Origin of the sequence: Paenibacillus sp. HGF5 (assembly GCF_000204455.1) — a bacterium.
Lineage (GTDB): Bacteria > Bacillota > Bacilli > Paenibacillales > Paenibacillaceae > Paenibacillus_AQ > Paenibacillus_AQ lautus_A.
On record NZ_AEXS01000017.1, the window covers coordinates 1 to 13,634 of the forward strand.

Consider the following 13,634-nt stretch of genomic DNA (forward strand, 5'->3'; position numbering starts at 1 on the left):
CAGAATTTTGCCCAGCTGCTCCAGGCGATGCTGCAGCGGCGTCTCCTGGGATTCCGTGTTTTGGATCAGATCGGCGATTTTGCCCATCTCCGTATCCATTCCGGTCCGGATAACAACGCCCTTGGCCGTACCCCGGGCCACCATCGTTCCCATGAACCCGATGTTCTTCCGGTCGCCCAGCGGAACTTCCGCATCGCGGATCGGCTCGGCATGCTTATTAACCGGCAGGGACTCGCCGGTCAAGGCGGACTCCTCGACGCTGCAGCTGTTGATCTCGAGCCAGCGAACGTCGGCCGGGATACGGTCTCCGCTCTCGACGAGAATGACATCGCCAGGTACGAGCTCTCTGGCCGTTAGCTGCACCACCTTGCCGTCCCGGATGACCTTGGAGGTCGGCGCGGACAGTTGCTTCAAGGCCCGAAGCGACCGCTCCGCCTTGAATTCCTGGATGAAACCAAGGATCCCGTTGATCAGGATGATGGCCACGATCGTGACGGCATCCAGATACTCGCCCAGCAGGCCGGATACCAGGGTGGCTCCAAGAAGCACCAGCATCATGAAATCCTTAAATTGATTCAAGAACAGAACAAATGGAGAAATTTTAACGCCCTCGGAGAGCTCGTTGTAGCCACTTTTTTTTCGTCTCTCCCCGGCTTCCTCTTCCGTGAGGCCGTGCTCCGGATGCATCTGCAGTACTTGCTGCAATTCATCCGTGTCCATCTGGTGCCATTGCTTTTGTTCCATGCTTCCTTTCCCTCCCGGTTGGTTTTGCAAGTTCCGGCGGATGACAGCTTTTCCACCCTTTCTACGTAAATGTATTCGGACAGGTCCTGAATTATCACAGAAGGGGCCTTAAGTTTTTAAGGGAAATATGGCATCATAGAGAAGTACGATTAGGAAGGGTAACAGACAGATAGGAGAATGAAGGATGGCACTAGACGGCATTGTCACGCGCGCGATCGTGCATGAGCTTCAAGCCTGCCGGGGCGCACGAATCAATAAAATATATCAACCGAACGATCGGGACATCGTGTTTCATATACGCACCCAGCAAGGAAACGCCAAGCTGCTGCTCTCCGCAAACCCCACGTATCCCAGGGTGCATCTGACGCAGGAAACGTTTCTCAATCCGGCCGAGGCGCCGATGTTTTGCATGATTCTGCGCAAGCATTGCGAGAGCGGCATCATCGAGGACATCCAGCAGGTGGGCATGGAGCGGATCATCCATATGACGATTCGCCAGCGCGACGAGCTCGGGGATGTTTCCTCCAAGAAAATCATCGTGGAGCTGATGGGCAGACACAGCAACATCATTCTGCTTGATCCCGCGAGCGATACCATACTGGACGGCATCAATCATGTGACGCCCGCCATCAGCAGCTACCGCGTCGTCATGCCGGGATTTTCCTACACGAATCCGCCGGAGCAGCATAAGCGGAACCCGCTCGAAACCGGGCAGGAAGCTTTCCGGGAGTCCTGTCTGGTGAACGAGGAGTCGGCCGTCTCATGGCTGGTCGGCGAATTCAGCGGCCTAAGCCCGCTGGCAGCGCAGGAAATAGCCCACCGTGCAGGAGAAGGCCATCCGGGGGGAAACGAAGGGGAAAAAGATTGCGGCAGCCTGTGGCGTGCATTCGATGAAGTGATGGGACAAGTCCGCAGCCATCAATATACGCCTGTTACAGGCGTCAATGCCAAGGGCAAATCGGTGTTCTCCGTCATTCCGCTGACATTGCTTGCGGACGAGACCAGAACCTACGAATCGGTCAGCCAATGCATGGAGGATTATTACGGGGATAAGGCGCAGCGGGACACGGTTAAACAGAAGGTCAGCGACCTCCTCCGATTCCTGCAGAATGAACGGACCAAAAACATCAAGAAGCTGGATAATCTGAACAAAGATTTGGAGGAAGCCGGCGATGCCGATCGGTACCGGATTTTTGGCGAGCTTCTCTTCGCCTCGCTCCATCAGATTCAGAAGGGCGACCGCGAAGTCCAGCTGATCAACTTCTACGATGAAGAGCAGGCGACCGTTACCATACCGCTGGATCCGCTCCTAACCCCATCGGATAATGCCCAGCGATATTTCAAAAAGTACAACAAGTATAAGAACAGCCTCGCGGTCATCAACGAACAGTTAATCAAAACCCGCGAAGAGATCAACTATATCGAGAATCTTCTGCAGCAGTTGTCGCATGCTTCCCTGAACGACATCGATGAAATCAGGGACGAGCTGGTCCAGCAGGGGTATTTAAGAGACCGCAGCCGCAAAACGAAGAAAAAGAAGAAAAACGACAAGCCGACGCTGCATGTCTATACTTCATCCGAAGGCGTCGAGCTCTATGTGGGCAAAAACAACCTTCAAAACGAATACGTGACCAACCGTCTCGCTTCCTCGAACGACACATGGCTGCACACCAAGGATATCCCGGGTTCCCATGTGGTCATCCGCAGCAGCGAGTACGGGGACGCGACGCTCCAGGAAGCGGCGCAGCTGGCGGCTTATTACAGCCAGGCCAAAGAATCCAGCAGCGTGCCCGTCGACTATACGCTCATTCGCCACGTCCGCAAGCCGAATGGAGCCAAGCCCGGCTTCGTCATCTACGACAATCAGAAAACGCTGTTCGTGACGCCGGACGAGCACCTGATCAAGGCCATGCCCAATTCGGTAAAAAACAATCGCAATTAAGATGAACGGAAGACGTGGATAGATTTTCATTTAGCCAAAAAAAAACGGGTACCCCGCAAGGTCAAAATGACCATCCGGGATACCCGTTTTTCTTACCGTTCCGTCTGCCTTAGATCCTTGCCCGCGCCTGTTGAAGCTGGTCCAGCACCTGGGTGGATACCTGGCGGCTGCCGATATCCCCATGAAATACCTGGCCCTGCCTCTGTCCATGGTAATCCGATCCGGCGGTCACGATGAAGCCGTACTCCTCGGCCATCGCCAAGTAACGTTCCTCCTCCGATACCCCATGGTCCGAATGATAGACTTCGATCCCCTTGAACCCTGACTCTTCAATGACCGTTCTGACCAACGCATCATCGCCGTAGAGTCCGGGGTGCGCAAGCACCGGCACGCCGCCGGCTTCACGGATCCATTCGCAGGCTTCCTTGGGATGGATCCGCGGCTGCGGTACATAGGCAGCCGCGCCCTGGGCGAGATACCGGTCGAAGGCATGCCTCAGATCCAGGGCATGTCCTTTATGGACCAGCGCATCCGCAATATGCGGGCGTCCGATGCTCTCATCGGGCTCCAGCGGCCGCCCCAATACCGCAATGACTTCCTCCATCGTAAGCTCGATGCCAAGCTCGCGAAGCTTAGCCAAGATCTTCTCATTGCGCTTATCCCTCGTGCGGCGGAGCGCTGCCAGCCGCTCGAGAAACACGGGGTCCCGGTGATCGACGTAATAGCCCAGGACGTGAATATCCGTCCCGCCTGCCATGGTGCTGATTTCAACGCCGGGGACCACGATGATGTTCAAGCGTTCTCCCGCTTGCAGCGCTTCCTCGATCCCGGCTACGGTATCATGATCCGTAATGGCCAAAGCCCCCAGCCCCCGCTCATAGGCAAGCTGCACGTTCTCCGAAGGCGTATTCATTCCATCCGAAGCCTGGGTGTGGGAATGGAGGTCACAGCCCTTTCGATCCGCGAGTTTATCCATGGCGTTCAATCTCCTTTCGTTGTATGTTCGGGTATGCTTGCATTAACGCCGTCGCTCTCTTAAGTAGGCCAAAAACGTCATCGCCGACATCGGCAAGAGCGCCGACCGCAAATGAATGGAATAGAAATTCCGTTTAAATGACGCATCCGCGATATCGATCATTTTGACTAACCCGAGCGCTGTCTCGTGCTTGACCGTAGAGGTTGACAGCATCGTTATGCCGAGTCCTTCCTCTACCGCCGATTTGACCGCTCCCGTGCTCCCCAGCTCCATCACCGTCTGGATGCTCTCAGGGTCGTGCCCCCGCTCCAGCAGCACGTCCTCCATGACCTTCCGGGTGCCGGAACCTTTCTCGCGCAGCACAAACGGATACGTCAGCACATCCTTCAAATATATCGCATCTTCCCTTTGCGCTAAAGGATGGCTGGAAGGAACGATCAGTTTCAGCTCATCCTCCATGACCGCATCCAGCACCATGTCCGGATGTTCCACAGGAGCCTCGATCAGTCCGAAGTTCAGTTGGTGGCTTGCGATTTCCTCGAGAATCTGCGTAGTGTTCATCACTTTGAGCATTATCGATATGTCCGGATACTCCCGGCCGAAGGGCCCCAGCAGTCGCGGCAGCACGTACTCCCCGATCGTCAGGCTTGCCCCGAGCTGCAGCCTTCCCTGAAGTTTGTTCGAGAAAGCCGCCATGGCCGCATCCGTTTCCTGCGACAGCTCCAGGCTCCTGCGGGCAAAGGGGAGCAGCGTCCTCCCGGCCTCGGATAACTCCATGCGCTTGGTGGAGCGGATGAGCAGCTTTGTCCCAAAGTACTCCTCCAGCGCCTGCACCTGCATCGTCACGGCCGGCTGGCTCATATGAAGCGCTTGGGCAGCAGCGGAAAAACTCCCCCGCTCGGCCACCGTGTAAAAGATATGTAGCTGGTGAAAATTCATCGTTTCCGTTCCCCTCTCGCTGCCGCTCTTGTTTTATATTGTAACGGATCGCGGCAGCGCATACAAAAAAAGACATCCGCGCTTACGCTCGCATGCCATTTCATGAATTTATTTCTTTATTTACGCTTGCGGCTGTTCTTGATCAGCGTCATGCGGCGCGAATGACGAAGCCATGAGTAATAAGACTTCAGGTCCCGAAGCTCAATGGTTTCGGACATACGCCCCAAAAATGTTACAATGATCATCCGATGCAGTGGGTTGCCGATCAGATCGCGTTCATGCTCCAGCTCCGAGAACTCCGCCACAACCACCAGATCGTCGTCGATCAGATAGACATCCTGTTCGTTGCGGTAATACGGCACGATCCGGTCCTGCTTCAAGCACTCCCACATCCAAGTCCCGATTTCCTCGTGGGAGGTGTCATGGCCTTCCACCCGGTCCGTATAACGGCTCTTTGCATGATTGGTAATCACGATATCGGCTACCTTTTTATCATTTAACGTAATATAAAACGGCTCATAGGTGCTCCACCGCTCAGTCCCTTTGTCGCGCATGGAATATCACTCTCCACCAAATGGGTCTTTGTATCTATGTATATATACCCAACATATTACATCATTCCACTGTCATTCACAAGATTGAAACCTCGCTTCTTGTGAACAATCACCGAAAATTTAGAAATAGCTCTAATTGCCTCCTGGTGCGGAAGGTGCAAAGCCGGATGGAATGATGGGTCCCATTAAAATGTAAATTGTACCTTACTTATACTATTTTATCAAATCGCCTTCCGGTTTATGCCAATCTATCGCCGCAAATCGAAATAATCTTTGGAAGTTCATGCGCGACATGCGAGGCTAATACTTTCCAAGGCCTTAAAAAAAGCGGCCCCAGAGGGGCCGCTTTACGCTTTTCTCGCATTCTTACAAGATACGCGATATGCGATTTGCACAGATTCACGAGCAGGCACATCCTGCTAGGGACCGTAAAACTTGGCTTTATCCGGCCCCTTGCTGCTGTACTCTGTCTTAATCTCGTTCCGGTAGGAGCGCTCGATCTTACGAACGTAGGACAATCTCCGTATGTTCTTCATTGTCTCTTCGGCACGGTCAGCGTTGACGTACATGACAACGTAATGCATGCGGCGCGATATATAATGGACGCTGCCGTATTTCTCCAAATTCCTTGCTGCCTTCACATCGCTGACCCATATAATAAAACCGGTCCGTTCAGCCAACATCCTAAGCTCCTCGCCTCACTTTCGTCTCTATCTCTAATGTATGCCTGTTATCCGCACGAGCAGGCTCCGCCGCTGCCGCACCCCTTCTTCGGAAGAGGGTCATTGCCGGGAACCTTGATGCTCTCCGAAACCGAAAAAGCAATCCTCTCCGACATGGAATGCAGCAGATCGTCCAGATTCTTCTCGGCCTGCTTGAACCGGGCTACGGGCTCAAAAGCTTCCAGTTCCGCTTCCACCGCGGCTACTTCATCCTTGGCCGAATGATAATTGGGGTGAAAGTGGCCGAACCGCTGCGTCTCTTCGAACAACTCCTTCTTCGATTCAAGCTTTCTGACCAAAGCCTGAATCATGGGGTCATTCTCAACTGCCTGCTTCCAATATAGATAATCCGCCACTTCGACGGAAGCATTAATCATGTCGCCTATCTCGTAGGCATAGGTGAGCACCTCGGCCATATCGACCGTGTTTATTTCCGATACGCTCATGAACTCATCCCGCTTTTCTATTAAATTTGGCCCGCGTGTTGATCGTGGACTCTTTCATCATAGCATAACGCTCGTATCTTAAGAAGGGGGAATTCGAACGCTTTTACGGAATCACGAGCCGCATTTCCCTCCATTCCCCTTCGCCTAACTCCACGATGGCTCCCGTCTTATCCGAATCCGGATCGTACAACGCACCCGAAATTTTCCACGGCTGACGCAGGATTTGAAATGGAATGAATTCCATGCGGCTGCCATCGACGGCAATCTCCAATTTGGCCGACAGCTCCAGCGCCTGCTCCATCATTTGTTTGGCCGTCGAGCCGTGGTAAGAGCGCCAATCCCGTGTCCACATGACAGGAATCCGGTTCAAATCGGGAATGATCGACGATGGATCCGGCAGGGTGTCATCAGGTTCAAGTGCAAGCTCGCTTTGTGCCGGGCGGATCAATCCGCAGGAGGGACGGCTGCGATTCCCCCACTGCATAGGGTAACGGTCATCTCCATCAGGGCCCGCAAGCTCCGCATCCTCTTCCGGAGGAGCCTCAGCAGAGCGCAGCGACTCGTTCTGGCCCGCCCTGTCCACCTCCTTGCCCCATTGGCATAAGGCAGCTTGCACGTTCTCCGGCATTCCCACGGCTGCATGTTTCGTGAAAAAGGCCACGATTCCCTCGGGGTCCATTCCGGCTTTTGCCGCCTGCATCACCGAATCCCTTGTCAGGCGATAGACCGTCATCACATCATCCAAAATCCGATCCGTGCAGCAAGCAGCTTGAAACTTAACGGAATTCGGCACATCGGGCGGTATCAATATGTCAAAATCCGGCTGAATAAACAGACCCGATGATCCGGTATCAGCGCCTTCGCTTCCATTCAGCAAGGAGGAGGGAGCCACGCGCCAGCGGAATAGGAATTGACCATCGTCATCGATGCCCAAATCGGTGTAACCGCAGCCGGTTAATAACCGGAGCCATGAAGCGGCTTCCTCCGGCAATAATTCTTTTCCGGTGGATGCCCCTCCTTCCAAAGGCTCTGAGACTGCAGCGGGCATCTGCCGGGCGCGGTACCACACCCCGCCGGACAGCGACGAGTGACATATCCGCCAAGTCCAATGCTGAAACCCGGCCGAGTTCGGAATGTAGCGTTCCATCATGTGAAGAAGGACGAACCTGTCCATCGCTTCCCGGGAGAGCATAAGCCAACGCCGCAATGCTGTACGGTTCAGCTTGAGCTCCCCCTGATCGGCAGCGACCAGCTCAAACGTAAACAGCAGATCCAAAACCATCGCCACATGTGGAGGGTACGCATCCGCATGATCATAGTGAAGGGAAAGCCCTTCGACATCGTATGGCGTTAAGGCGATCTCGCCCCCCAGTTTCTGAATATATTTCTTATGCAAAATCCCTTTTGTGGTCAACGATACCCGGTTTTTGGCCATATATGCGAGAACATTGAACATATCGATCGCTACGCCGCTTCTTGCTTCCTGCTGAAGCCTCACGGATGCAGGAGGGATGGAGCTTGTTTCAAGTGACTCCACAGGACCGCAGCCTTCTTGGAGGATCTGCAGCTTGTCAAAAGGAATGAAATACAGCCGCTCGCCCCACCCCCGCTTGACCGCTCGCACCCATCCCTGTTGTCTCAAGGAGATGATGGCAAGCTGCACCTCCACGCCGCTCAATCGAGGAAATCGCAATGAGCGCAGCTTGTCGTCATCGAAACCCTGCCCGGCAAAGCGGGACCAGATATGATGGAGGACCGTTCGCTCCTTCGGAAGAAGCCGTTCCAGGCTCATCGTGTCCGCCATGTCCTGCTGTCTCGTCATCTCCACGAGACCTCCTTCCCGTCGGGATGCTGATAAGAGCGGGTATTTCGCCTCGCGATCAGATCCAGGGAAGCCGTCGGCTGCTTTGCATGTATCGCGTGATATTCATACCCCTGCTCAATCAGAAACAGCTGTCGCCGGATCGCAAAGATCTCCTCCCGGCTGTCCTCCGTTACCAATGCATAAAAATAACCCCGATTCTCCCCTGTCTTGGGCCGCAGCAAACGTCCAAGCCGCTGCGCTTCCTCCTGCCGCGAGCCGTAGCTGCCCGAAACCTCAATCGCTACGGAAGCATCGGGCAGATCGACCGCGAAGTTTGCCACTTTCGATACGACAAGCACGCGTACGTTTCCTTCCCGGAAGGCGTTATACCATTCGTTACGCTGATCCTGGGTCATTTGTCCCGTGATGAGCGGGGCCTGCAGCTCCCTGGAAATGGCATGGAGCTGATCCAGGTATTGTCCAATGATGAGCGTCTGGGCATCCTTGTGGACATCCACGAGCTGCCGAATCACATCAAGCTTGGAGGGATTCTCGGCAGCAAGCCGATATTGCTCCCTTTTGCCTGCCGTTTCGCAGGCTTCTCTGATCTCGTCCGGCAGCGGCACCTTAATCTCCGTGCAGGTCACCGAAGCAATCCACCCTTGTGCCTCAAGCCTTTTCCACGGCATTTCATATCGCTTGGGACCGATCAGGGAGAACACGTCGCTCTCCCTTCCATCCTCGCGAACCAAAGTGGCGGTCAGGCCAAGCCTGCGGGTCGCCTGGATGTCGGCCGTCGCGCGGAATACCGGAGCGGGTAGAAGATGGACCTCGTCATAAATGATCAAGCCCCAGCGCCGTTCATTAAACAGCTTCATATGCTGCTGCTCCTCCCCCTTGCCCTGCCGGTGGGTCAAGATGTGGTAGGTAGCGACTGTCACCGGCCTGACCTGTTTGCGCTGACCGGAGTATTCGCCGATTTCATCCACGGACAGCGTCGTTTTCTGCATCAGCTCGGCGATCCACTGCCTTACCGACGTGGTATTGGAAGTGAGGATCAGCGTCTCGCACTGCAGCTCGCGCATGGCTGCGATGCCAATGACCGTTTTCCCTGCGCCGCATGGCAGGACCAGCACTCCATTGCCGCCTTCGCCGCCAATATCCCTGAAGGAGTCGACAGCCTTCTGTTGATAGTCGCGAAGCACGAAGCGCAGATCGTTGGATCCGCCGTTCGAATCTTCAAGGCGCCCGCTGCCCGATTTCTCTCCCCGCCAAAGAATGTTCAGGTATTGCCCGTCCATATATCCCGCGAGGTCCAGCACAGGATAGCCGAGCCGGGTCATCTCCTGCTTTAACACGCCGCGGCGGTCCGAAGGCACCTCCGCTTCCTTCGGCGAAATCAACCGGACGCCGATTTCCCTCAGGGAGCGATGGGACGTCAGCTCCTGCATCAGGGCTTCCTCATTGCCGGATAACAGCAATGCACGATCAAGCGTTGGATGCGGGAGCAGCGACAGCTGCCCGTAACGCCCAACGAGCTGGCGAATCTCTTCCAGCAGGGAGGCCGGCACGTCCCAACGCGACAACGACTGGAGGCTCGAGCAAATCGCTTCAGCCGTCATGCCTCCAGAAGCGGCGTTCCATAAAGATAAAGGGGTCAGGCGATATGTATGAAATGATGCGGGACTTTTGATCAAATCCGCATATTGGGCAAGCTGCTCGCGCGCAGCCTCCGCATCCGCATGGGCGGTTTCAAGAAGTATGGTCCGATCGCGCTGGACGATGCAAGGCTTGTTGTGCACCCTTATTCCTCCTCGTGACATTCGGTCATCTTAAAAAAAAGAAGTCCACATCCATGTCCTGGATCTGAACTTCCCCTATGATCAATAGGATTTCCAAATAACGAGCGTTCATGCGCGAAGATTGCGATTTTGTGAAAGTCTATTCCCCGTTCTGGTAACTCGACACCATCTCGACCAGCAGCTTCGCCCCGTAGCGCATCGCATCTTCATCAAAGTCGAACATCGGATGATGATGCGGATAAATCGCCCCTTTGTCGGGGTTGCCGGCTCCAACGAAAATGAAGCAGCCCGGAATTTCCTTCAAGTAATAAGCGAAATCCTCTGCCGGCATCAGTTTGGGCGAAACGGTGACCTGATCCGCATCGAACACCTTGGGTGCCGTACGGAAAAATCGTGCGGTTTCGGCTTCATCGTTCACCACGGGAGGGTAGCCGACGAGATATCGAATCGCCGCCTTTGTGCCGTAGGTTTCGGAAACCGTCCGGGTCATATGCTCGATCCGCTCCCGGATCAATGTCCGGGTAGGTTCGTCAAATGTGCGCACCGTCCCCGTGATCCGGCAGGAGGAGGCTATGACGTTTTGCGCCGTTCCGGCTTGCATCGTCCCTACCGTAACGACGGCAGGCTGCAGCGGATCCACGGTGCGGCTTACGATGGTTTGAAGCTGCATGACAAGCGCAGCCCCCGCAACCAGGGCATCGGCCGTCACATGCGGCATGCCGCCATGCCCCCCGCGCCCCGTAATGTCAATGAAAAACTCATCCGCCGCCGCCATCAGCGGACCCGGCGCGCTCGCTGCGGTGCCGACAGGTAACGGCGTCCACAGGTGCAGACCGTAGACAACGTCGGCCCCATCGAGCGCCCCGTCCTTGATCATCTCCACCGCACCGCCGGGGCATACTTCTTCCGCCGGCTGGAACATAAAACGAATCTCCCCCTGAATTTCTTCTGGGAACGTGCTGTAATATGCGGCGGCTCCAAGCAGCATGGAGGCATGCCCGTCATGCCCGCAAGCGTGCATCACTCCCTGCACCCTCGATTTGTATTCGCAGCTCTTGCCGTCCTCGATCGGCAGTGCATCCATGTCGGACCGCAGCACAACCGTCCTGCCGGGTTTATCCCCTTTTAACGTCCCTATAACTCCATGCCCGCCAACACCGGTCTTGACCACAAGGCCGAGCTCCTGCAGCCGGGCTGCTATAAATCCCGAAGTTTCCTTCTCCTGGAACGAAAGCTCCGGGTGCATATGTAAATGACGCCGCCACTCCACCATCCGTGGATACCATTGATCCCAAAATGTTTCCTTCATCAAGTTCATCATCCTTCCCCCGCTATTGGCGGCTCAATCGATCGCAAGAAAGCCGTGGAGTTTGCTCAGCAGCAGTCCGTGCCCAACCATGGCATCCATCCGGCCGCCCTCCTTGATCCTGCGATATACATCCCTGAGCGGGACCCACACCGCTCTAACGTCCTCGTCTTCCTCTTGATTCGACTCCCGGCTCTCGGACACCTTCAAATCGTCGGTGAAATAAAAATAAACGTTCCGGTTGGCCAGAGAAGCCATCGGATAAGCACTGCCCATGTAGGACAAGTCCTTGCACTGCACGCCAGCCTCTTCCTCAAGCTCCCGCTTAACGGCAAGCGTGCGTTCCTCGCCGGGCTTCACCGTTCCGCCGGGAAGCTCCCATGTGATCTCATTCACCGCTTCCCGATGCTGGCATACCAGAAGTAGGCACCCTTGATGGACGGCCACAACCGCTGCCGAATCCGGAATCCGGTCGATCACGACGATTTCCTTCTGTCCGTTTTCTTCCACTGCATAATACTCCGTGCGGTAAACGACGCGGTTCATAGGCCGTATCCACCCTTCGCTTGAATTGAAGTCCTATGAATATATAACCACCAGGATGGAAAGCGTACATTTCACAGCGTTTTCACTTGCATTTATTTTAACAGAAAAGAAGAATGCTTGCCGTTATCAAAATCTTATCTGGATAAATGGTCTCAATTGAAGCGTGACGGGCGGTACAGGCTTGCACAAGTTCTTGAAACATACTATCATATTAAAGAACTTTGCAAGGACTATTAAGGGGGTTACGACCACATGATTTTCGAAAATACAGGCTTGGACGGATTGCACAGCGATTTAGCTTACCTCGATGAATGTGCCGAGAAAGTAGGCTTCATTCGTTGGCAGTGGGAATATTACCGCGCTACATACGACTTGAAAATCGAAGATAAAAAAAATCAGGCTGAATACTTCCTGCGCATTAACACCCGCGCTGTTGAAGGCAAGCTGGAGAAACCGGACACCATCCTCAAAATCGAAGCGGTATACCTGGGCAAAGCCACGTTCCCGCACGGTCTCGAGTATGAATCCATGGCTCCGCAGCCCGTCATGAATGTGGCCACCAAGAAGCTTCAAGAGCTCAAAGCTCTTCTGGAAGCGTAAGGTCGAACACGATGAATACGACCAAACCTCAGCCGAAGAGAGGGACGCCTGATTTTCAACTGCTGATCCTTACCTTGCTGTTGGTGGGATTCGGACTGATCATGGTGTTCAGTTCCAGCTCCAGCTTGGCCGTTTTCAATGAAAAATTCAATAACGATCCGCTACACTTCACGAAGCGGCAAGCCGCGTTTGCGGTTCTGGGCACGTTTGTCATGTTTGTGGCCATGAACATCAACTATAAGAAATACAAGAAGCTATTCATACCGGTGTTTTTTCTAACCTTGATGCTGCTGATTCTTGTGGTGATTATCGGTTCCGCAACCAACGGCGCCACGAGCTGGTTTAATTTGGGGAAATTCGGCATCCAGCCGACCGAACTGGCCAAAATCGCGACGATCGTCTATCTGGCAGCGCTGATCACCAAAAAAGGGGAACGAATCCGTCAATGGAAGGGCGGTTTCTTCCCCGTACTCATTATTGTAGGAATCGTAGCGGGCCTGATCATGCTTCAGCCGGACCTGGGCTCCTGCTTTATCCTCGTGGCTACCAGCGGGCTGTTGATCTATGCGGGGGGCGCCAGCCTTAAGCATATTCTCGGCTGTATCTCGCTTGTTGCGCTTGGCCTGGTGCTCACGCTCGGCGTCGGATCGCTCTTTAACTCCGGCGGAGATCAGGAGCAGGCCTCCAAGAACTACAAGATGGGACGAATCGAGGCATTCATGGACCCGTTCCATGACGAATCGGACACGGGCTACAATCTGGTCCAATCGCTGATTGCCATCGGCCAGGGCGGCGTCACCGGAGCGGGTTACGGGGAGAGCGTGCAGAAGCTGCATTATCTGCCGAATCCGTACAACGATTTCATCTTCTCGGTCATCGGCGAAGAATTCGGTTTTATCGGAACCGCGATATTCCTGCTGCTCTATTTATACTTCATCCTGCGGGGGATCATCGTGTCGCTTCGCTGCTCGGATCCGTTCGGAACCTTGACCGGCGTCGGCATCATGGGACTTATCGCCATTCAGGCCTTCATCAACATCGGCGGGGTGACCAATACCATTCCGATAACGGGCGTTACCCTCCCGTTCATCAGTTACGGCGGATCCTCGCTGCTGGTCATGATGCTGAGCATGGGCATCGTGCTTAGCATATCCAGGGACAGCAACCGTCCGATGAAAGAGGAGCAGGTTAAATCCGTAATTAAAAAAGACTACCGGGCAACCGTGTAGTCTTTTTTGTCCATTTTTTTCATC

At 54.5% G+C, this 13,634-nt stretch carries 13 protein-coding genes; 3 read left to right on the top strand and 10 right to left on the bottom strand.

The genetic code is table 11. The features are described 5' to 3' along the window. Positions 1-744: HAD-IC family P-type ATPase (locus HMPREF9412_RS01860; RefSeq protein WP_009589624.1), on the bottom strand; the 744-nt coding region annotated here is incomplete at its 3' end. Between the two features lie 184 nt (positions 745-928). On the opposite strand from HMPREF9412_RS01860, the gene HMPREF9412_RS01865 reads away from it, so the two are divergent. Beyond that, complete coding sequence (locus HMPREF9412_RS01865) at positions 929-2,686, top strand: Rqc2 family fibronectin-binding protein (RefSeq protein ID WP_009589664.1); 1,758 nt, start codon at positions 929-931, stop codon at positions 2,684-2,686. Between the two features lie 109 nt (positions 2,687-2,795). Here HMPREF9412_RS01865 and HMPREF9412_RS01870 read toward each other — a convergent pair whose 3' ends face one another. The 9 genes from HMPREF9412_RS01870 to HMPREF9412_RS01910 all read right to left on the bottom strand — a co-directional run bounded on the left by HMPREF9412_RS01870 (position 2,796) and on the right by HMPREF9412_RS01910 (position 11,781). Beyond that, on the bottom strand, positions 2,796-3,662 hold the full coding sequence (locus tag HMPREF9412_RS01870) for a PHP domain-containing protein (RefSeq protein WP_009589574.1): 867 nt from the start codon (positions 3,660-3,662) through the stop codon (positions 2,796-2,798). 42 nt (positions 3,663-3,704) lie between these two features. Then, entirely contained in the window at positions 3,705-4,601 is an 897-nt protein-coding gene (locus HMPREF9412_RS01875) for a selenium metabolism-associated LysR family transcriptional regulator (RefSeq protein WP_009589578.1), read from the bottom strand. A 116-nt stretch (positions 4,602-4,717) separates the two neighbouring features. Further along, the gene (locus HMPREF9412_RS01880) at positions 4,718-5,155 is read right to left on the bottom strand and encodes a hypothetical protein (RefSeq protein WP_009589660.1); all 438 of its coding nucleotides are present in this window, start codon (positions 5,153-5,155) and stop codon (positions 4,718-4,720) included. A 419-nt stretch (positions 5,156-5,574) separates the two neighbouring features. Then, positions 5,575-5,838: a YlbG family protein gene (locus tag HMPREF9412_RS01885; protein ID WP_006209210.1), complete on the bottom strand. Its 264-nt coding sequence runs from the start codon at positions 5,836-5,838 to the stop codon at positions 5,575-5,577. Positions 5,839-5,885: 47 nt separating this feature from the next. Next, positions 5,886-6,323: a YlbF family regulator gene (locus HMPREF9412_RS01890; protein WP_009589694.1), complete on the bottom strand. Its 438-nt coding sequence runs from the start codon at positions 6,321-6,323 to the stop codon at positions 5,886-5,888. A 103-nt stretch (positions 6,324-6,426) separates the two neighbouring features. Further along, positions 6,427-8,145 (bottom strand): helicase-associated domain-containing protein, encoded by a 1,719-nt coding sequence (locus HMPREF9412_RS01895; RefSeq protein ID WP_009589592.1) that lies wholly within the window; start codon positions 8,143-8,145, stop codon positions 6,427-6,429. After that, positions 8,142-9,929, bottom strand: a complete 1,788-nt coding sequence (locus tag HMPREF9412_RS01900) for a DNA repair helicase XPB (protein WP_009589672.1) — start codon at positions 9,927-9,929, stop codon at positions 8,142-8,144. The genes HMPREF9412_RS01895 and HMPREF9412_RS01900 overlap by 4 nt, the downstream gene beginning before the upstream one ends. Before the next feature lie 139 nt (positions 9,930-10,068). Next, positions 10,069-11,247, bottom strand: a complete 1,179-nt coding sequence (locus HMPREF9412_RS01905) for a M20 family metallopeptidase (RefSeq protein WP_036671032.1) — start codon at positions 11,245-11,247, stop codon at positions 10,069-10,071. Positions 11,248-11,271: 24 nt separating this feature from the next. Beyond that, positions 11,272-11,781, bottom strand: a complete 510-nt coding sequence (locus HMPREF9412_RS01910; RefSeq protein ID WP_009589572.1) for an NUDIX hydrolase — start codon at positions 11,779-11,781, stop codon at positions 11,272-11,274. A 252-nt stretch (positions 11,782-12,033) separates the two neighbouring features. Between HMPREF9412_RS01910 and HMPREF9412_RS01915 the strand changes: the two genes are divergently transcribed. Both HMPREF9412_RS01915 and ftsW read left to right on the top strand, forming a co-directional pair. Beyond that, positions 12,034-12,381: a YugN family protein gene (locus HMPREF9412_RS01915; protein ID WP_009589628.1), complete on the top strand. Its 348-nt coding sequence runs from the start codon at positions 12,034-12,036 to the stop codon at positions 12,379-12,381. Positions 12,382-12,392: 11 nt separating this feature from the next. Continuing rightward, positions 12,393-13,610 carry a putative lipid II flippase FtsW gene (ftsW, locus tag HMPREF9412_RS01920; RefSeq protein ID WP_009589615.1) on the top strand — a complete coding sequence of 406 codons (1,218 nt, stop codon included), beginning with the start codon at positions 12,393-12,395 and terminating at the stop codon, positions 13,608-13,610. The last annotated feature ends 24 nt before the right edge of the window (positions 13,611-13,634 follow it).

Bases quoted from the DNA above. Each gene is read 5' to 3' on its own strand.
- HMPREF9412_RS01910 (WP_009589572.1), bottom strand. From the start codon at position 11,781: ATGAACCGCGTCGTTTACCGCACGGAGTATTATGCAGTGGAAGAAAAC.
- HMPREF9412_RS01895 (WP_009589592.1), bottom strand. From the start codon at position 8,145: ATGACGAGACAGCAGGACATGGCGGACACGATGAGCCTGGAACGGCTT.
- HMPREF9412_RS01885 (WP_006209210.1), bottom strand. From the start codon at position 5,838: ATGTTGGCTGAACGGACCGGTTTTATTATATGGGTCAGCGATGTGAAG.
- HMPREF9412_RS01875 (WP_009589578.1), bottom strand. From the start codon at position 4,601: ATGAATTTTCACCAGCTACATATCTTTTACACGGTGGCCGAGCGGGGG.
- HMPREF9412_RS01890 (WP_009589694.1), bottom strand. From the start codon at position 6,323: ATGAGCGTATCGGAAATAAACACGGTCGATATGGCCGAGGTGCTCACC.
- ftsW (WP_009589615.1), top strand. From the start codon at position 12,393: ATGAATACGACCAAACCTCAGCCGAAGAGAGGGACGCCTGATTTTCAA.
- HMPREF9412_RS01905 (WP_036671032.1), bottom strand. From the start codon at position 11,247: ATGAACTTGATGAAGGAAACATTTTGGGATCAATGGTATCCACGGATG.
- HMPREF9412_RS01880 (WP_009589660.1), bottom strand. From the start codon at position 5,155: ATGCGCGACAAAGGGACTGAGCGGTGGAGCACCTATGAGCCGTTTTAT.
- HMPREF9412_RS01870 (WP_009589574.1), bottom strand. From the start codon at position 3,662: ATGGATAAACTCGCGGATCGAAAGGGCTGTGACCTCCATTCCCACACC.
- HMPREF9412_RS01915 (WP_009589628.1), top strand. From the start codon at position 12,034: ATGATTTTCGAAAATACAGGCTTGGACGGATTGCACAGCGATTTAGCT.
- HMPREF9412_RS01865 (WP_009589664.1), top strand. From the start codon at position 929: ATGGCACTAGACGGCATTGTCACGCGCGCGATCGTGCATGAGCTTCAA.